This is a genomic window from Paenibacillus sp. JT22N15 (assembly GCF_059383755.1).
In genome coordinates, this window is sequence record NZ_JBXENV010000005.1 from 270,919 (window position 1) to 287,151 (window position 16,233).

Sequence of the window (16,233 nt, forward strand, 5' to 3'; positions counted from 1 at the left end):
TTCCGCTTAAAGCAAGTCCCCAATCGGGTGTTAAAGGAGAACGCCTTCGGGCGCTCCCCTTTCAACATATATAGAACTCGTCAGGCGCTAGCACCTGCGGGTACACCATTTCAAGGAGGAATTTTAATATGGGATTTAAGTTGACGATTGAAGGCGCAGAAAAAATCGAGCTGGGCTTGGACAACATCCAAACCGTAAAGTATGACACAGATACACCGGATGATTCCAATGCACGCTCCACTGATGTAGGCGCAACGCTTCGCATCAGCGGCAAAATCATTACAGCAACAGACGGCGACGCTTTTGACGACACGCTCAAACTTGCTAACTGGTCGCTTGTTCCTGCTGAAAAAGCAGACAGCTACCGTAAAGTAACACTGGAAGTTATTTCTGCTGACCAAGTGGTTCGCAAAATCCACTTCCCGAACGCATTCGTTGTTGATTACACAGAAAGATTTGGCGACACAGAAGGTGTCGGCACTTTCGAACTGTACATCAAGCAAAAGAAAGACAAAACCGAATTTACAGCTATCGACGGCGGTTACCCGCTATAAGGCCTGAATTCGGCAGTGCCCGCTCGCGGGACCCGTTTCCTATAGAGCAGGCTAGCAAATTCAAGAGGCATATATGCCTCTTGAATTTGATTAAAGGGGTATTTCCCATATTTTGAAAAGTGATGAGGGAGCCGAATGAACAACTATTATGACGTTTTAGGCGTCCCGAAAGAGGCAGACGCAGCAGCGATCAAGCAGGCTTATCGCAAGCTCGCCAAGCGCTATCATCCTGATACGAATGGCGGCAGCTTGGATGCGGAGCGCAAATTCAAAGAAATTCAGAAAGCCTACGAAACACTGGGTGATCCGGATAAACGGAGCAGCTACGATGAGTCGCTTTCCGGCAGAGGGCATGCAGGCGGAGCGAAAGGCAATGCTGCGGGCATGGGCACGAATGCTGGAAGGAAATCGGCTGGCGGAGCAGCAGGCATGGCAGGTATGGCAGGCGTGGGCGGCGATGGAACACCGCTGTCGAAGCAATTCGAGCAGTTTTTCGGCTTTAAGCCGCAGGGCAAGGAAGGCATGACGGAGAAGCCTGGCGGCAAACCAAGCAATCCGCTGGATACGACGGATTTATTCAATCGCTTTTTCGGCAAAAAATAAAGCGGTGCCAAGTGTTCAAGGAAGCGGGAGAACGGAGGAATGACGGTGAAGGCGACGGCTGTTTCAGGTCGTAACCCGAGCGGCAGATCGGCAGGCATTATAGCCCTGGATATCATTATCGCCATTCTGGCTATTGAAGCTTTATATTATGCCTTCTTCATCAATGAAGACAAAATGCTGCAAGGGGCAACCGGCGTAATCGCAGGAATTTTAATCGTTATATGGCTGGCGTTCAAATGGAGGCCGCAATGGAAAAGTGCAAGCAAAGCAGCAGTGATTACCCGGCTCGTCATGATAGACGAGGAGGGCGAGCGTTTGAAGGAATGGTACATAGATGGAGAAACCTCGCTATTAATCGGCAAAAGCTCAAGCCGTAGCGATGTGGATGTAGACCTCTCTGATGCCGAATATGCGTCGATTATCAGCCTGCAGCATGCGGTGCTGAACCACTCTAAAGGCATTTGGTATTTGGAGGATTTGGATTCGACAAACGGCGTGGGATTGCGCAAGTACAACAATAGCGTCATTACGAGAATTGACAATGAACAATCATACCGCATAGATAGCGGCGATCTGATTGTCATTGCGAATACGAGGCTGCTCGTTAAATAACGAGAGGCAGCTGTACATAACGAAGAACATACCGCGAGACGCGCGTGCAAGCAGCTGTGGAAGCAGTGGCAGCGGCGTGCGTTTACGATTAAATAGACGGGGGAAGAGCTTAGATGAGTTTGACAAGATGCCCGAACGGCCACATGTTCAGCACCAGAAAGCATGGCAATTTATGCCCTTATTGCAGTATTAGCGTCGAGCCTGCGGCAGCCAAGGGTGGCGACCGCAAAGCGGCACAGCAGCCGGAGACGGATGATAAGACGATGCCTTATTTGGGCGAGACGAAGGGAATTCATCCAGTAACGGGCTGGCTTGTCTGCATCGAAGGTCCGCAGCTTGGCCAAGATTACCGCATTATGGCGGAGAAAAATTTTATCGGCCGCTCGGAAGAGATGCATATTCGCATTATTGGGGATAACACCGTCTCCCGCCGCAATCATGCCGTTATCGTCTACGACCCGAAAAAACGCAATTTTTATTTGCTTCCGGGCGATGCTTCCGGTCTTGCCTACCACAACAATGAAGCGGTTTATTCCCCTGTCGAGCTGACCTCCTACGATGTCATCCAGCTTGGCCATAGCAAATTTATTTTCATTCCGCTGTGCGGCGCCCATTTTGAATGGGAAGACAGTTCAGGTTAAGCCGATGATTATGATGAGGCTGATGGATATTCCTCCGGTCATTATATTGCTGGCTTTTCTGGCTGTTATAGCAGCGCTGCTGCTCATTCGGCGGCGCCTGCTTGTAAACAGCCCGGCGGAAGCGGAGCCCGCGCATTCCGTACAGGAGCTGCCAATTGGCAACGGCCAGACGATTGGCGCAAGAAATGAACAGGATGATTATTTTGCCAGTGCCGAGACGCCGCAAGGGGTTGTAGCGGTGTTGGCCGATGGGATAAGCGGCCTTTCCAACGGCCGGATGGCAAGTACGGTGGCGGTCACAACTTTTATGCGGCAATTTATGAATGTCTCCGCTGAGAAGGAGATCGTCCCTTTTATTTCCAAGGCAGCTAAGCTTGCCAATAGTGAGATTTTGCGGCAGCTGGGCGGTGCAAGCGGCGGGACGACTCTTGTCGTTGCGGTAATGCGCGGCCTGAAGCTGTATTGGGGCGCAGTGGGCGACAGCATTTTGCTCATCTACCGAAATGGCGACTTCATCCCGGTTAACCAGAAGCATACGTATGCAACGCTGCTGGAGGAACGTTATTTGTCCGGCGAGATTTCCAAGGAAGAAGCACTGGCGAATCCTCAGCGCAAGCAGCTCATTAACTATTTAGGCTATGAGGGCTATCAGGAGATGGAAATCGGCGAGAAGCCTTTCGAGCTGCGGCAGGGCGATAAAGTGCTGCTGTGCAGCGACGGTCTATACAATACCTTGTCGGAGGTGGAAATGGAGGAGGCGCTGAAAAAAAGCCAGAGCCCCCATGAAGCAGCCGAATACATGATTGAAGCGATCGAGAAAAAACGTTTGGTCAATCAGGATAATGCCACCGTCATTGTGCTGGAGGTCTGGTGATCGGCGGCAAGCGACAAGGATGCGGAGGTACAGATGAGAAAGGAAAACAGCAGCTTCAAAACGGATTTCCTGTCGGAGGCAGGGACGTTTATGGAAAATCGGGATTATTTTGCTTACGTCGAGCTGGATGACAGAGCCTGCTGGATTGTCGCGGATGGCTGCGATAACGATGTCGAGGTCCGCAGCGCCGAAATGGCAGTGCAATGCCTGCTTGAAAATTTCACGCATAGGCCGACAATGTCAAAGCGCAAGCTGGAGTCTTATTTGCAGGAAGCGCAGGATTGGCTTCGCCTCGAAAGCCGGCGCGTACGGCTGAAGGTGAGCTTAATTATGGTCGTTACGGATTATACCCGCATCGTATGGGCGGTAGCGGGCAATGCGCGGCTTTATCATTTTCGCGGGGGACGGCTGCTTGGGCAAAGCAAGGATTTGTCTTTAGCACAGGCGATGGCCGATCGCGAAAGCATTTCCGCCTATAAGGTGGATCGTCACGAGGAGCGCCACAATTTGCTGCAATACGTCGGCAAGCCGGAGGGCTTAGAGCCGTTTATTTCGAAAAAGACGGCGCTAAATGACGGCGATGTGCTGCTGCTCGTTACGCCCGGCATGTGGGAAAGCGTGGACGTTCCTGAAATGCTGGATTCGCTGGAGGATACCGAGGACCCGACCGCGCTCGTCGATACGCTTGAGGAAGTGCTGCTCAGCAAGCAGCAGCCAGTCATTGGCAATTATACGGCGGCCGCTGTCTACGTAGATAAAGTGTACAAGGAAGACAAGAAAAAATGGAGCAAATGGGTGAAGCGGATTGCGCTGGTGATGATTCCGGTCATCATTGCGGCCGGCTTCGCTATTTATTATAAAAGCCGGACTGCGGCGCGGATGGCGGAAAGCCTTGCCAATATGCTGGAATATGAGCAGACGGGCGACACCTACGTCGAGGAGCGCAATTATGCGCAGGCGCTGAAATCGTACAGCGAAGCCCGTGCCGAAGCGAAGAAGCTTAAGGATAAAGTACATATCGCCTTGTATGGCGTGAAATACAAGAAGGTCGATCTAATCGTCGCCGGAGACGGGTTTCTGAAGGAGGGCGATTACGAGAAGGCGCTGACGCAATACAAGAAGGCGAAGGAAGAGACGAAAAACGACGGGCTCTATGACCAGCAGGAGCTGGATCAGAAAATAAGCCAGATCGATGAATATGTCCGCATCGCCGCGATTGTGCAGGAGGCGGATTTGAAGGCCGAGGGGCAGGATTATTCGGCAGCGGTGCTGCTCTACAAGCAGGCGCGCAAGGCTGCGCTTAATGTGGGGTTTGTGGAAGGCGAGAAGGAAATCAAGACGAAGCTGGATGAAGCCGAGGCGAAAATTGCCGAGCTTGTGAAGGAGCAGAAGCTGCTGAAGGCCGAGAATTTGGAGAAGCGCGGCGACCGCAGCTTTGCCGCTGGCAATTATGAGGCGGCGATTGACGCTTATACGCAGGCACAGGCGATTTATCAGGAAATCGCGGTGCTGGAGCCGGTGCTCAAGCTGGAGCGCAGCATCGGCAAGGCGGAGGATAAGCTGAACCCGATGCCTAGCCCGGCAGCGGGCGGCGATGCCGGCACGGGGGATGGTGGCGGAGCGGGCAGTGCCGGAACGGGAAGCGGCAGCGAAGTGAATAGTGACGCTGGCGGAAGCAGCTCGGGCAGCGGCAATGCGAGCAGCAGCGCGGGCAACAATAGCGGAGCAAGCGGCAGCGGCGCAGATGCTAGCGGTGCAGGCGGCACCGCGAATAGCACTGCCGATGCGGGTTCGTCAGCCGGAAGCGGAGCGGGAACGAGCGGCGGTACGGTGGCAACTACCCCGGCGGCAACGCCAACGCCTACTTCGGTGCCGTCAGATCTGGAAGCAACGGAGCAGGCGAATACAACGGGCTAGCTGCAATAGCTAAGCCAAAGCAAAGCACAGCAGCCAGCAGGGAGGGAGAACGGAATGAAGGATATCATACAGGATCGGCTTAGCCGGATGGAGGATTTGGAGCAGCGAAAAATATTAAAGCAGCTCATGACCAGCATGTTCAACGGGGTCGTCGATTATCAGGAGAAGATGAACCGCGAGCTGGAGCAGCGCATCTTCGGAGAGCTGGGAGCCGGTGACGACAAAAATGATATTTTCGTCACCGTCTGCGCGCGGGAGGATATCGATCCGATCCATGATTTTTTGTATCCGATGCTGCCGGGAGACGCCAAACAGCCGGAAATTCCGCTGCATGACATTATTGCAGGCCTAAGCCGCAAGCAGGAGTGCAAGCTGCTGACAGTGTTTATGGAATGCAGCTATCCCGAGCTGAATGAGCTGCTGGCACGGCGCCGTATTTTTCAAGGGAAGATGGAAACGAATCGGGGGAGCTATGCAATAAGCGCCCGCGTGGAGCGGAGCCAGACGTATACGGGCGAGATCGAGCGGCTGTATGATGTTTTTCAAAAAAATGGCATAGCGTGGAAGACACTAAATCATCCTTACGCCTATAAGTTTATTGATCTCGTGCTGACCGGAAGCGACCGCATTCCGGAGGAAGACGAGGAGATTGTAGAAATTAGCGTCGATCTGGAGCAGTATGAGCGCTTTAAAAAACCGGATATTGTGCCGCTATGGAACATTGAGCGTCTGGAAATTCGCAACAGCGGCTTTCCGGTTCCGGCTGCGGACCGCATCAATTACGAGCATGTGCTGTCCTTGCACAAGACTGGAGCGGGTCACGGCTACCTGGTAGACGCCGATGAGCAGGATGTCCGCTACATCAAGCGTTCCGCCGAGGATTTGACGGTCGTCAGCCCGAAGGAGGCATCCGGCGTATGGAGTGTCTGGAAGCTGACCCAGCCTATTATGTCGCAGGTTGGCAAGCTTGATTATCCACTGTTCTCCAACCGCAAGCGTGAAGGCTTTATTGGAAAATATGCCCGCCAGCAGTCGGTGGCGGTGCGCGCAGTCAGCGAGCTGATGCGTCTCGTGCATTCCTTCGAGGCCGCGGATGCACTGGAGCTGGCAAGCGCCGAGGTAGATGGCAAGCCGCTCGGCCGCAGCGGGCAGACGTATGGGATGAATCCTTTCATCAGCGATAATATTCGCTCGGAATCGGGCAAGAAGCGGCTGAAGCTGACCTTTCGGGGGCGCGGGGCGACGCAGGCTGGAGCTGATTTTGTGCTGAATGATGTGATGAGTTTTATGGTATCTGAAATTCAAATGCATTTTCCGGAATACAGCTGTGAAGGAGAATGGGCTTGAACTACGTATGGGATTTAGTCATCAAAACCGAGCAGAAGGGGCTTGAGCGGAAAGGGCTTTATTTTACGCCGGCCAAAGTGTATTCGCCTTATATGGAGCTGAGCTTGCCCGATCTGAATGCGACGCTTGTGGATCGGGACATTGAGGTTAATGCGGATTACCGTTTTACCGATATTTTTGATGGCATGTTTGATTTGGATTACGAGGAATGCGCAGAGCTGAGAGTGGCGCTGTTCGATATTATGATGCATTTTCTCGCTGATGTGGATTTATCGCAGGGGATGAACCTGAGGGAATATTATATCCGCTTTATTTTGCGGGATATTGAGGACGGCCTGTTCGGCGACGAGGTGAAGCATGGGCTGACGCTGTTCACCCGCGACGAGCGGGAGGTTATTGCGGCGAATTTGCTGCGGCTATATGAGACAGGCGAGGCGGTTTATCTATTGAAGGATACGATGCGCAAGCTGTTCAAGCGCTCGACGATATATGTGAATTGCGAGGAGAAGGACGAGCTGGTGTTTTACGTCGGGCAGAAGCGGACGGAGGCAGTCGAGGCGCGAATTGAGCTGGTGCGGCGGCTATTTCTGCCTGTACGGTTTGTGACCGAAATTTATTGGGAATATCATTTTGGCCTGCTTGATGTGGAAGAGACGATGCAAATCGACCGCATTGCGCTCTATTAGAGACGAAGGAGGAGGGCTGTCATTATGCGCAGCTATACCTATAAATTAACGAAGCCCGGTGCTGAAAATAACGCAGGAGCACGGCCCCACGACGAAGCGGCGGCGACCCGCGAAGCGGAGCAGTCCCGGGGCAGCTACGATGAAGGAGCCGCAATGGCTGGCGGGGACAAAAGTGTTGGAGGCCCGAAAGGCTACGGGCAAGGGAAAGTGCAAGGGCAAGGCCCAGCCCAAGGCGATCAAGGCGGGTATGGCCAAGGCGCGGGAAACAACGATGGTTATGGTCAAAGCCAAAATCAAGGTTATCCGGATGGAAACGGGCAAGGTGCTGGCAATCGTGGTGGAAACAGTGGATACGGCGGAAACGCTGGGTACGGTGGAAACGGGCAAAATCAAGGTCAAGGCGGCCGCGGCGGGAACCCCGATCGCTATATGGATGAAGCGGCGGCAGGCGGAAATGGCTATGGCCGTGGAGCGGCAGATGGCGGCCGCGATCTAGGCGGTGCAGGCAATAGCCGTGGGCAAGCAGGCGGTTATGGAAATGGCGGCTTGGATGATGGCGGCTATGGCAATGCCAATGGCAGTGCGAACGGAAATGGCAACGGGAATGTTAACGGTAACGGAAGGGCGGCTGGCAATGGTCCGGCGGCAAAGCTCGGCGGCAGCTACTTGGATAAAGAGGATGCAGCTAACACTGCTAATGGGAGCGGAAATGGGAGTAGTAATGCCCGTTATTCGAGTAACGGCGCAGGCGGCAGAGACGATATGCGGGGACCTTCGGGAGCATCGCGCCAGCCATCCGGCATGAGAACGCATTATACGCCGCCAGGAGCAAAAGGTCTCGGCCCGCAAGCTGGGCAAAATGCCCGTGGTGCAGCGGCAAGACGCTATTCGCTTGCTGAGCTTGAGCAAATGACGACGCATCAACTGCGCAGCATTTGTCATCAGGAGCGCATCGTCAAAGGTGTTGTTGAGGCGCAGAGCCGCGAGGAGCTCGTTCGCATTGTGCTGAAATATCGCGGTGCAGATGAAAGCCTGTTTATTGATGAATATGAGGAGCAGGGCTTTGAGAGGCTGGAATATGCTTTGCAGCATTATTTAAATACGCCGCTGCGCGATGCGGCAAGCATCCACATTCCGGCGAAAATTACGATCTACAACGGCCTGCCGCTGGGTCGGCGGGATGGCTATCAGGTGCGTGCGCCTCATGTGCCGAGCGTTTGCGAATCGAATGTGCTTATTGTGAATGAGCAGGAGGAAGTGTGCGGGATTTTGCGTCTGGTAAAAGATGGATTAGAGCCAGGCGTCTTTATGCTGTGTGCAGATAAAAATACGGTGTATCGCCGGACGGCGAACCGCAACTACAGCCTGCTGCTGTTCCGCAAGCAGGATTCGGAATATTTATACAAAGCCTATTACAGCAATCGGCTGATGCCGCCTGCTAATTTGCATTACTGGCGCATGCCGGTGTCCGAGCTGGACATTCGCGAGGTAGAGCAGACGCAGGCAGTGCTCGCGATTGACTTCGGCACGTCGAATACGACGGCTGGCGCTTTTCTCGATTATGGCTTTATTGCCGAGCCGAGCAGCCATGATATTTTGAACGGCAAGCTGCGGCTTGGATCGATTAACTATGTATCCTTTGCCAAAACGGCGGAAGGTGACGCGGCTGGCGGGGACTTCCTCCATTCTGGCGGCAGTGGAATGGGCGTTGCGTCCACGGCTGGCTGGATTGAAATGCTGCCGACGGCGATTGGCGTAGCCGATTGTGCGGATTTAGGCGATATCAAATACACCTATGGGTATGAGGCGATGCGCCAGCTCAAGCATAACGCACATGCGGGAAAAACGAGCGTTTTTCTCGGGATGAAGCGTTGGGTGAATGGGATCGGCAAAATGGAGGAAGTAAGCGATGCAAGCGGCAATACCGCCGTGCTGAGACGGAGCGAGCTCATACGCGCATATTTGCTGCATGTCATTCAAACGGCAGAGCATCAGTTCAAATGCCGCTTCAAGCATTTGCATTTTACAAGCCCGGTGAAGCTGAAAGAGCCGTTTATGGCGATGTTCAAGGAAGTGCTGCAAGATGACTACGTCATTGAAACGGAGCATGCGCTCGATGAGGGCATGGCCGTGCTGTACAACACGATAGCTGACCAAATCGAGCAGGATCGCTACATGGAGGGCGAGACGTTCGAAGCGCTGGTTATCGATTGCGGCGGGGGAACGACCGACCTGTCCTCCTGCCGCTTCCGCATTGAGGAAGGACGAATCTCGTATAACATCGACATTCGCACCGCCTACGAGAATGGCGACACGAATTTTGGCGGCAATAATCTCACGTACCGGGTGATGCAATATATCAAAATCGTTTTTGCCGATTATTATGCCCGCGGCCGCGTCTTGACGGATCTCGATGAGCTGATCGGCATACCCGGCGCGGATTTATTCCGCCATGTGGATGAATATGGCGTTGCGGCGGTATATGAGCCGCTGGAGCAGCGGTATCGGGAAGCGGAGCGGGTGCTGCCGACGCGCTTCAAGCAGTATGAGAACCGGACGCGTGACGATTATTGGCGCGTGCGGCGCAATTTTTATTTTTTATGGGAGCTGGCAGAGGAGCTTAAGGTTGCGTTCTTCCGGCGGACGAGCACGTTCCGCAGAAAGTTTGACATTGCGGAGCAGACGCCGCGTTCGGGGCGAATGGATCGCGCGGACAATGACCTCGAAGTGATGCCGATTGCTGGCTGGTGCTTGTCGCTGAATGAAGGCGGCAGGTTCACCGATCGCCATGACAGCCCGGACGCGGTGTTCACGGTCAATGAAATGTCTAAGCTGCTGAGGGCAGATATTTACAATATTGTACGGGCGTTTTTGGAGGATTTTTATGAGGATGGGCGTTTGCAGCAGTACGCGATGATCAAGCTGACCGGGCAATCGTGCCGGATCGAGGCGTTCCGCGAGGCGCTGAAGGAATTTGTGCCGGGGCGCAGCATTGAGTTTGGGCTGAAAGCCGATGAGGCGGGCAAGGTGCCGGAGCTGAAGCTGGCATGCCTGCGCGGGGCAATTCGGTATTTGACGGCGCGCAAGCTGGGCCAAATTCAGACGACGGTGACGCGGAGCGCGCCAGTCGTGCCGTATACAGTGACGGCCTATACGCATCAAGGCGGCGAAAAAGTGCTCATCAGCAGCATGGAGCAGCTTAGCCGGATGCGGGGCGCGGTGTCGCGGCCGATGCATGTATCGGAGGTCGCTTTTTATCTCAAGAGCGGGGACGACAAGCTGCAGCGCAAATACGTGTATGATAACAGCCGCAGCGTTTACAATGCCGCGTTATATGAAGAAATCGCCGCCTTGTACGGCGAACAGATTCCACAGGAGGAAACGGATTTAATCGTGAATGGAGAAGTGAAATTTTTCGTTGTGACGGGCGAAAATCAATGGGGCTTCCACATCGTTCCGGTCGCACGGACGCAGGAGCAGCTCTTGCTGGGCGAGAAGCGGCTGTTCACATTCGAGGATGATCTGTCGGAGCTGGATTTCTTTGACGGGCTGAAATAGATAGAGAAATAGATAAATAGAGAAGTGCCAGGAGATTAGAAGGGTGAAATAGACAGAAAGGAAGTGAGCGGGCATGTTTGCAGACCGCTATCCCAGCTTTCAGAAGGGCCGAATTCTAAAGACGGAGATGCTCAGTAATTTGCGGGATTACCCGCGGCATATGTTCGACATCCAGTACAGCAGCTATTCGGATGGCATTATTTGCGGGGCCGAGGTGCTGGTGGGCGAGGAAACGCTGACGATCAAGCGCGGCATAGTCAAGCATGACGGTCGGTTGTTCAGTCTGGAGCAGGATTATGAGCTGCCTTATTCGGCATCGGGAAATGAGACGCTGATTAAAATCCGTTTCCCATCGGAGCCGAGTGTACGCAGTGATATTACGAGCTATGAGACGGAAATCGTGCTGGAGCCTGCTGGCCAGCTGCGCGGGAACGAGCTTGAGCTGGGACGTTACAAGCTCAAGCCGGGCGCAAGGCTGCGCCAAAGCTATGAGGGGTTCCATGATTTGATCACCGAATACAACACGGTGCAGCTCATTCATGTGGAGCATGCCGCTTACGGGCGCAGCACGATGGACCCGATCGTCATGCGCCTGTACGGGGAAGAGCTGCTGATGCGCGGCTGCTCTGATCCGCATGATATCTCGTTTGCGATGCTGTGCCTGAATGAAGGAACAGTGGCGATGCCCGTCATTGAGCATTATGTAGCCGCAAGGCTGGGGCTGGAGCGCCGAGGCGTGCAGCGGGGCTTTCATATGGGAGCGAAGGGCGGTTCGGGTGCTGGTGCTCATTCAGCGGCTGGCCGCGAACGGATGAGCGATACGGGGAAATTCGATGACCCGCCTCCAGTAGACCGTGACCAGCTGTATGGCCATTTGCGCCGAATACTCGGCAACGTGCATCGCGGCGGAGCGGCGAAAGGCGATCTTCGCTCAGGCGGCATGCGGCGGATGCTGGTGGATTAAGGGAGTTCAAATACAGGAGAGATCAGACACAGGAGGCCATATTTTGGTTTATGCAGGTTTTTGGAAAAGGTTGTTCGCGTACATTATCGACGACATTATTTTATATTTGTTCACCTACATCGGCTTATTAATAATCATGCTACTATTCAGCATGCCGATAGCGGCACTTCAATCAGATTCTTTGTATAGTCAATCGTTCGATGGCTTATTTTCATTGATAGTGCCGAGTATGTTCCTGTTCTACCTTGTGTTGAGATGGCTCTATTTCACCTTGATGGAAATGTCGCCTGCTCAAGGGACGCTGGGCAAAATGACCCTTGGCATCATTGTAACCGATGAGCGATTTGAACGCGTAACGTTTGGCCGTGCGACGGGAAGATTTTTTGGAAGAATCTTATCTGGACTGATTTTGTATGTCGGTTTTCTTATTATTCCGTTTACAAGCAAAAAGCAGGGGCTTCACGACAAAATGGCAGGCACCTATGTGGTGGACAAGAAGGTGCTGCTGCTGGCCAAGCAGCTTGGATTGGATGTGCATCAGCCGCCGTTTGTGCAGTATCCGACGTATACCCCTATGCATCAGCCAGTTCAACCGCCGTTGGCGCCGTTTGGGAAAGAATGAGCGAGCGAGCGAGCGCTCGTAACAGGCTCCCTCTTTTAACAAAATAGTAGATTAGAGACTTAGAAGCAGGTTAGTCCAAGAATAGGCTAGATGACTTGAAGGAGGACGACAAGTTGGAACATGCTGATGAGAAAATACTGAAATTGCTGCAAGAGATGGAGACATTGGAGCACCCCAAAACGATTCATGCTGAGAGCATTCGGATCGGGGTGGAAAACTATGTGTTTGAACCGGTTTTCTTTTTCGATGAGCGTTTATCAGTGCATCTGCCAAGCCAGTTTACGGATATGGATGAGCAATCGCGGAAAGCCAAATATCCGTATGAGGAGCGTCCTGAGATCATTAAGGCAAATGTGGATGGAAGCATTGCTTTTACACTGAAATATGTGGATGAGGACTTAAGCGATCCATGGGTAGATGAGCTTACGAATGGCATGAAGGGCATGGTTAAACGGGCGAATCCGTCGAATGTTTTTTATACGACAGAGGTGGAGGAAATCAATGGGAAACGCATTGGTTTCTTCGATTTCAAAAGCTCGGCGCTCGACGGCTATCTGTATACGATTATGTTCTTCCTCGCGCTGGACGGCCAGGCGGTTATTGGGTCTTTCACATGCCCATACAGCTTGTATGCCGATTGGCGGGAGATTGCTTACCAAATGCTGCAAAGTATCCGGGTATACGAAGAAGCAGAGGAAGAGGTGCAAGCATGAGTGAACGTACAGAAAGACCAGCAGAACGAGTAGGACGTATGGAAGCACGCGGAGCAAGACAGGAATCCGGTGGCATGGATTTTATGGCAGGCCATGCTGTGGCAAGGCCGATGGCTCGCAAGGAGCTGGTAGAAGGAAGAGCGGCTAGACCTCAGAAACAGGCGGAGTGGATGGAAAAGCACGAAGCTAAACCATCGGCTCAAATGGGGAGTGCGGATCATCGTGAGGCAAGGCCGTCAGGCCATGCAGAGCGTGCGGAGAGTCGTGCTGCAAGACCATCAGGTCAAGCCAAACATGTGGAGAACCAAGAAGCACACCCAGCAGGCGCAATGGCGCGCATGGGAAGCATGGCATCAGGTATGTCAGGTCTAATGGAGCGTGCGAAGGGCCGTGCAGAAAGACCGGGAGGTCGAGTGGAGCGCCCTGAAAGTATGAGGATTCACCCAGCCGCAGCCACCGCTATACAAAGCGAGAGTGCAAGCAGCCAAACGGCCCACCCGATTTACACCCTCGCAGATATCTATATGACCGAAAGCCCCTATGAGCAAATCACCGCCCTGACGATCGTAAAAGAAGTGAATGAGCATATCCAGCTGACGCTGAGCGGCATCGTGCCAGAGAGCAAGCTGGATGTCTATATCGAGCGCATCTCGGACAATGAGCCGATTGAAGTCTATACGCAGACGGAGGAGAGCGGCAAGCGGACGCTTTTTCACGGCATCATTACGAACGCCCGCATTCAAGTGGTGCAAAACGTGCGCACGCTGACGATCGAAGCACAAAGCCGCACGTTCCTGATGGATCTCAAAAAGGAAACGCGCTCCTACCAAAACGGGCAGCAAACGTATGAGCAGATTTTGAACCAGCTGGCGTCGGATTATCCGAATGCGAATGTCGTCGATGAAGCTTCTAAAGGCAAGGCCATAGGTGGCCTAATCATGCAATATCTAGAAACCGACTGGGCGTTTGCGAAGCGGCTTGCATCGCATTTCCATATGCCGCTGCTGGCGATTAGCGCGATGCCGGGCATCCGTTTTTATGCGGGCGTGCCGGAGGCGGGCGGCGAGGTCGTGCTGACAGAGACGAACTATTCGATCCGTAAGGAAATGGGCGTCTATAAGCAATTGGCTGAAAATAGCAAAGCGAGCTTTACCGAGCAGGGCCGGATGATCTATGAAGTGACGAGCCATACTGCCATTGAACTGGGCAGCGCCGTTCAATTTCAGCGTCGCTCCTTGTTCGTATACCGGGTGGAAGCGCGCACGGAGCAAGGACTGCTGGTCTACCATTACGATCTTCGAGAGCGGGAAGGATTTCGCTGCGGCACCCGTTATCTGGAGGAGATTACGGGTATTTCGCTATTCGGCACGATTGCTGGTGTGGAGAAAGACAAAGTAAAGCTGAAGCTGAAAATTGACGGCGGCGGAGCAGATACGTGGTTTCCGTATTCGACGGTGTATTCATCGCCAGACGGGAGCGGCTGGTACTGCATGCCGGAGATCGGCGATGAGGCAAGGCTGTATTTTCCGGATGCAGAGGAGAAAAATGCGTTTGCAGCGAGCTCGGTTGATGTCGCATCTTCGGATACGACGAAGCGCAGCGACCCGGCGGTGAAAAGCATCAGCACAAAATATGGCAAGCAGATTGTATTTCAGCCGGGTGCGGTGGAGATTATCGGGGGCGGTCAGATGCTGATGCGCTTGACCGATGACGGCGGAATTGAGATCAACAGCGATAAGAAAATTATGCTCACGGCTGTGGAAGATATTGAGATTACAAGCGAAGCGAATATTTTGATCCAAGGAGAGACAGGCATCGATTTGAAGCAGGGCGACGCGATGCTGACGGTGCAGGATGAAGTGACGCTGAGCGGCGGAAAGGTCAACATCGTATGAGTCAGGTGATGACGCGGGAAGAGGCGCTGGCTGATTTTTTGGAGCGTTATGTGTTCGATCGCTGGCAGGAAGATGTGCTGCTCGTGAATGACCTTTACGAAGAACATCAGGAAGCGATTGATGCGGAGCTGGCGCGAGCGTTTGAGGCGTTATGCGTGCGGGCAGCGGAGCTTCAAGCAGCGAAAAAACAAGGGAAGCTGAAATATATCTACATTTCCTATTTGCGCACGAGCATCATGGAAGGCCACTGCACGTACCGGATGGATGCATATGATGAACGCTGGCTCATGGATACGTCAGGCTGTACAGCGAGCTGGGAGCCTGCGTTTCTGTTCGAGCCGATGTTCGAGCGAGTCAAACAGCTGGAGCCGGAGCGAGTCGCTTACGCACGAAAGGTCACGATTATGGATATCGACGACATTCGCCAGCTTGAAGCAGAGAAATGCCACACGCTGGCGGTGGAATTCGTGCGTGGGCAGATGGAAAAGCTGATCGAGCTTGAAGACTTCACCACGCTTGCGAAGGCGGAAGGCTGGGCGATTGCGATGGGAGAGTACCGCGATCAGACGGAAATATTGGCGGAGGATGGTCATGGGGTACGCGCACTGGATGAGCCTAGCGATAGCGAAAGCGCGGAAGAAGAGCGTCAAGAGCAGCAGGATGGAAAGGACGGTGCGTCCTGATGGACTATTTTGTACTGAAGCAAGATAGCCGCTACACGAGTACGCCGATGCTGGAAGGTCTACGGGAGAAGCTGGACATGCGGGATATATATGCGGCGACTTCGTACAGGATACCGGACAAGCTGCTGTTTCAAGTCAAGGGAGAGAAGGACAGCGTGTTTACGGATGTGCTGGATCGGCAGCTTTTTTTGCTATCGGATGGATTGAAGCGGTTAGTGGAGCTGTACGAGCCGAGAGCGGTATACAAGATGGTCATTTTGATGCATATGCTGACTCGCCGCCAGCAAACGTATTACTTGCCCTTTTTTGAGGAGCTGCCGTGTTTAAGTCCGTATGCCGAGCTGCATCAGGATCAGCGGACGATTAAGCATTTGGTGCTGGATCGGGAGCGTCTGAAAGGGAAGAAAATTGTGCGGGTGAGCGAAAGCGAATTGCCGATGATTGTTGTGCGGCTGGATGTAGCAGAGAGCCTGCTGCGGCGGGAGCCTGTGGGCATTCGTTTGGAACGGGTGGAGCTGGCTTAGACCAAACGAGTCGAGTCACGATTATTCAAACGGTTTGCAA

15 protein-coding genes are annotated in these 16,233 nt (G+C 53.4%); all 15 read left to right on the plus strand.

Annotation, left to right across the window (positions count from 1 at the left end; genetic code table 11):
• Positions 1-128: 128 nt before the first annotated feature.
• The 15 genes from AC50X8_RS12030 to AC50X8_RS12100 all read left to right on the plus strand — a co-directional run bounded on the left by AC50X8_RS12030 (position 129) and on the right by AC50X8_RS12100 (position 16,193).
• Complete coding sequence (locus tag AC50X8_RS12030) at positions 129-554, plus strand: hypothetical protein (protein WP_056039302.1); 426 nt, start codon at positions 129-131, stop codon at positions 552-554.
• 135 nt (positions 555-689) lie between these two features.
• Positions 690-1,157, plus strand: a complete 468-nt coding sequence (locus AC50X8_RS12035; protein ID WP_056039305.1) for a J domain-containing protein — start codon at positions 690-692, stop codon at positions 1,155-1,157.
• A 39-nt stretch (positions 1,158-1,196) separates the two neighbouring features.
• Complete coding sequence (locus tag AC50X8_RS12040) at positions 1,197-1,769, plus strand: FHA domain-containing protein (protein ID WP_494879918.1); 573 nt, start codon at positions 1,197-1,199, stop codon at positions 1,767-1,769.
• A gap of 113 nt (positions 1,770-1,882) precedes the next feature.
• Positions 1,883-2,410 carry an FHA domain-containing protein gene (locus AC50X8_RS12045; protein ID WP_046228588.1) on the plus strand — a complete coding sequence of 176 codons (528 nt, stop codon included), beginning with the start codon at positions 1,883-1,885 and terminating at the stop codon, positions 2,408-2,410.
• A 13-nt stretch (positions 2,411-2,423) separates the two neighbouring features.
• The gene (locus AC50X8_RS12050) at positions 2,424-3,284 is read left to right on the plus strand and encodes a PP2C family protein-serine/threonine phosphatase (protein WP_494880001.1); all 861 of its coding nucleotides are present in this window, start codon (positions 2,424-2,426) and stop codon (positions 3,282-3,284) included.
• Positions 3,285-3,317: 33 nt separating this feature from the next.
• Complete coding sequence (locus AC50X8_RS12055; protein WP_494879920.1) at positions 3,318-5,201, plus strand: PP2C family protein-serine/threonine phosphatase; 1,884 nt, start codon at positions 3,318-3,320, stop codon at positions 5,199-5,201.
• A gap of 54 nt (positions 5,202-5,255) precedes the next feature.
• Positions 5,256-6,548 carry a normocyte-binding protein gene (locus AC50X8_RS12060; RefSeq protein WP_494859678.1) on the plus strand — a complete coding sequence of 431 codons (1,293 nt, stop codon included), beginning with the start codon at positions 5,256-5,258 and terminating at the stop codon, positions 6,546-6,548.
• On the plus strand, positions 6,539-7,234 hold the full coding sequence (locus tag AC50X8_RS12065; RefSeq protein WP_494879921.1) for an iron-dependent peroxidase: 696 nt from the start codon (positions 6,539-6,541) through the stop codon (positions 7,232-7,234). Before AC50X8_RS12060 ends, AC50X8_RS12065 begins: the two co-directional genes overlap by 10 nt.
• A gap of 801 nt (positions 7,235-8,035) precedes the next feature.
• Complete coding sequence (locus AC50X8_RS12070) at positions 8,036-10,792, plus strand: molecular chaperone (protein ID WP_494880002.1); 2,757 nt, start codon at positions 8,036-8,038, stop codon at positions 10,790-10,792.
• Between the two features lie 73 nt (positions 10,793-10,865).
• Complete coding sequence (locus tag AC50X8_RS12075) at positions 10,866-11,756, plus strand: DNA and RNA helicase (RefSeq protein WP_494879926.1); 891 nt, start codon at positions 10,866-10,868, stop codon at positions 11,754-11,756.
• Between the two features lie 43 nt (positions 11,757-11,799).
• Complete coding sequence (locus AC50X8_RS12080; protein ID WP_494879931.1) at positions 11,800-12,378, plus strand: RDD family protein; 579 nt, start codon at positions 11,800-11,802, stop codon at positions 12,376-12,378.
• Between the two features lie 113 nt (positions 12,379-12,491).
• A complete protein-coding gene (locus AC50X8_RS12085; RefSeq protein ID WP_494879932.1) occupies positions 12,492-13,091 on the plus strand; it encodes a hypothetical protein in 600 nt (199 codons plus the stop codon).
• Positions 13,088-14,986, plus strand: a complete 1,899-nt coding sequence (locus AC50X8_RS12090) for a contractile injection system protein, VgrG/Pvc8 family (RefSeq protein WP_494879933.1) — start codon at positions 13,088-13,090, stop codon at positions 14,984-14,986. Before AC50X8_RS12085 ends, AC50X8_RS12090 begins: the two co-directional genes overlap by 4 nt.
• Positions 14,983-15,669, plus strand: a complete 687-nt coding sequence (locus AC50X8_RS12095; RefSeq protein WP_494879934.1) for a hypothetical protein — start codon at positions 14,983-14,985, stop codon at positions 15,667-15,669. Before AC50X8_RS12090 ends, AC50X8_RS12095 begins: the two co-directional genes overlap by 4 nt.
• A complete protein-coding gene (locus tag AC50X8_RS12100) occupies positions 15,669-16,193 on the plus strand; it encodes a hypothetical protein (protein ID WP_494879936.1) in 525 nt (174 codons plus the stop codon). The genes AC50X8_RS12095 and AC50X8_RS12100 overlap by 1 nt, the downstream gene beginning before the upstream one ends.
• Positions 16,194-16,233: the final 40 nt, after the last annotated feature.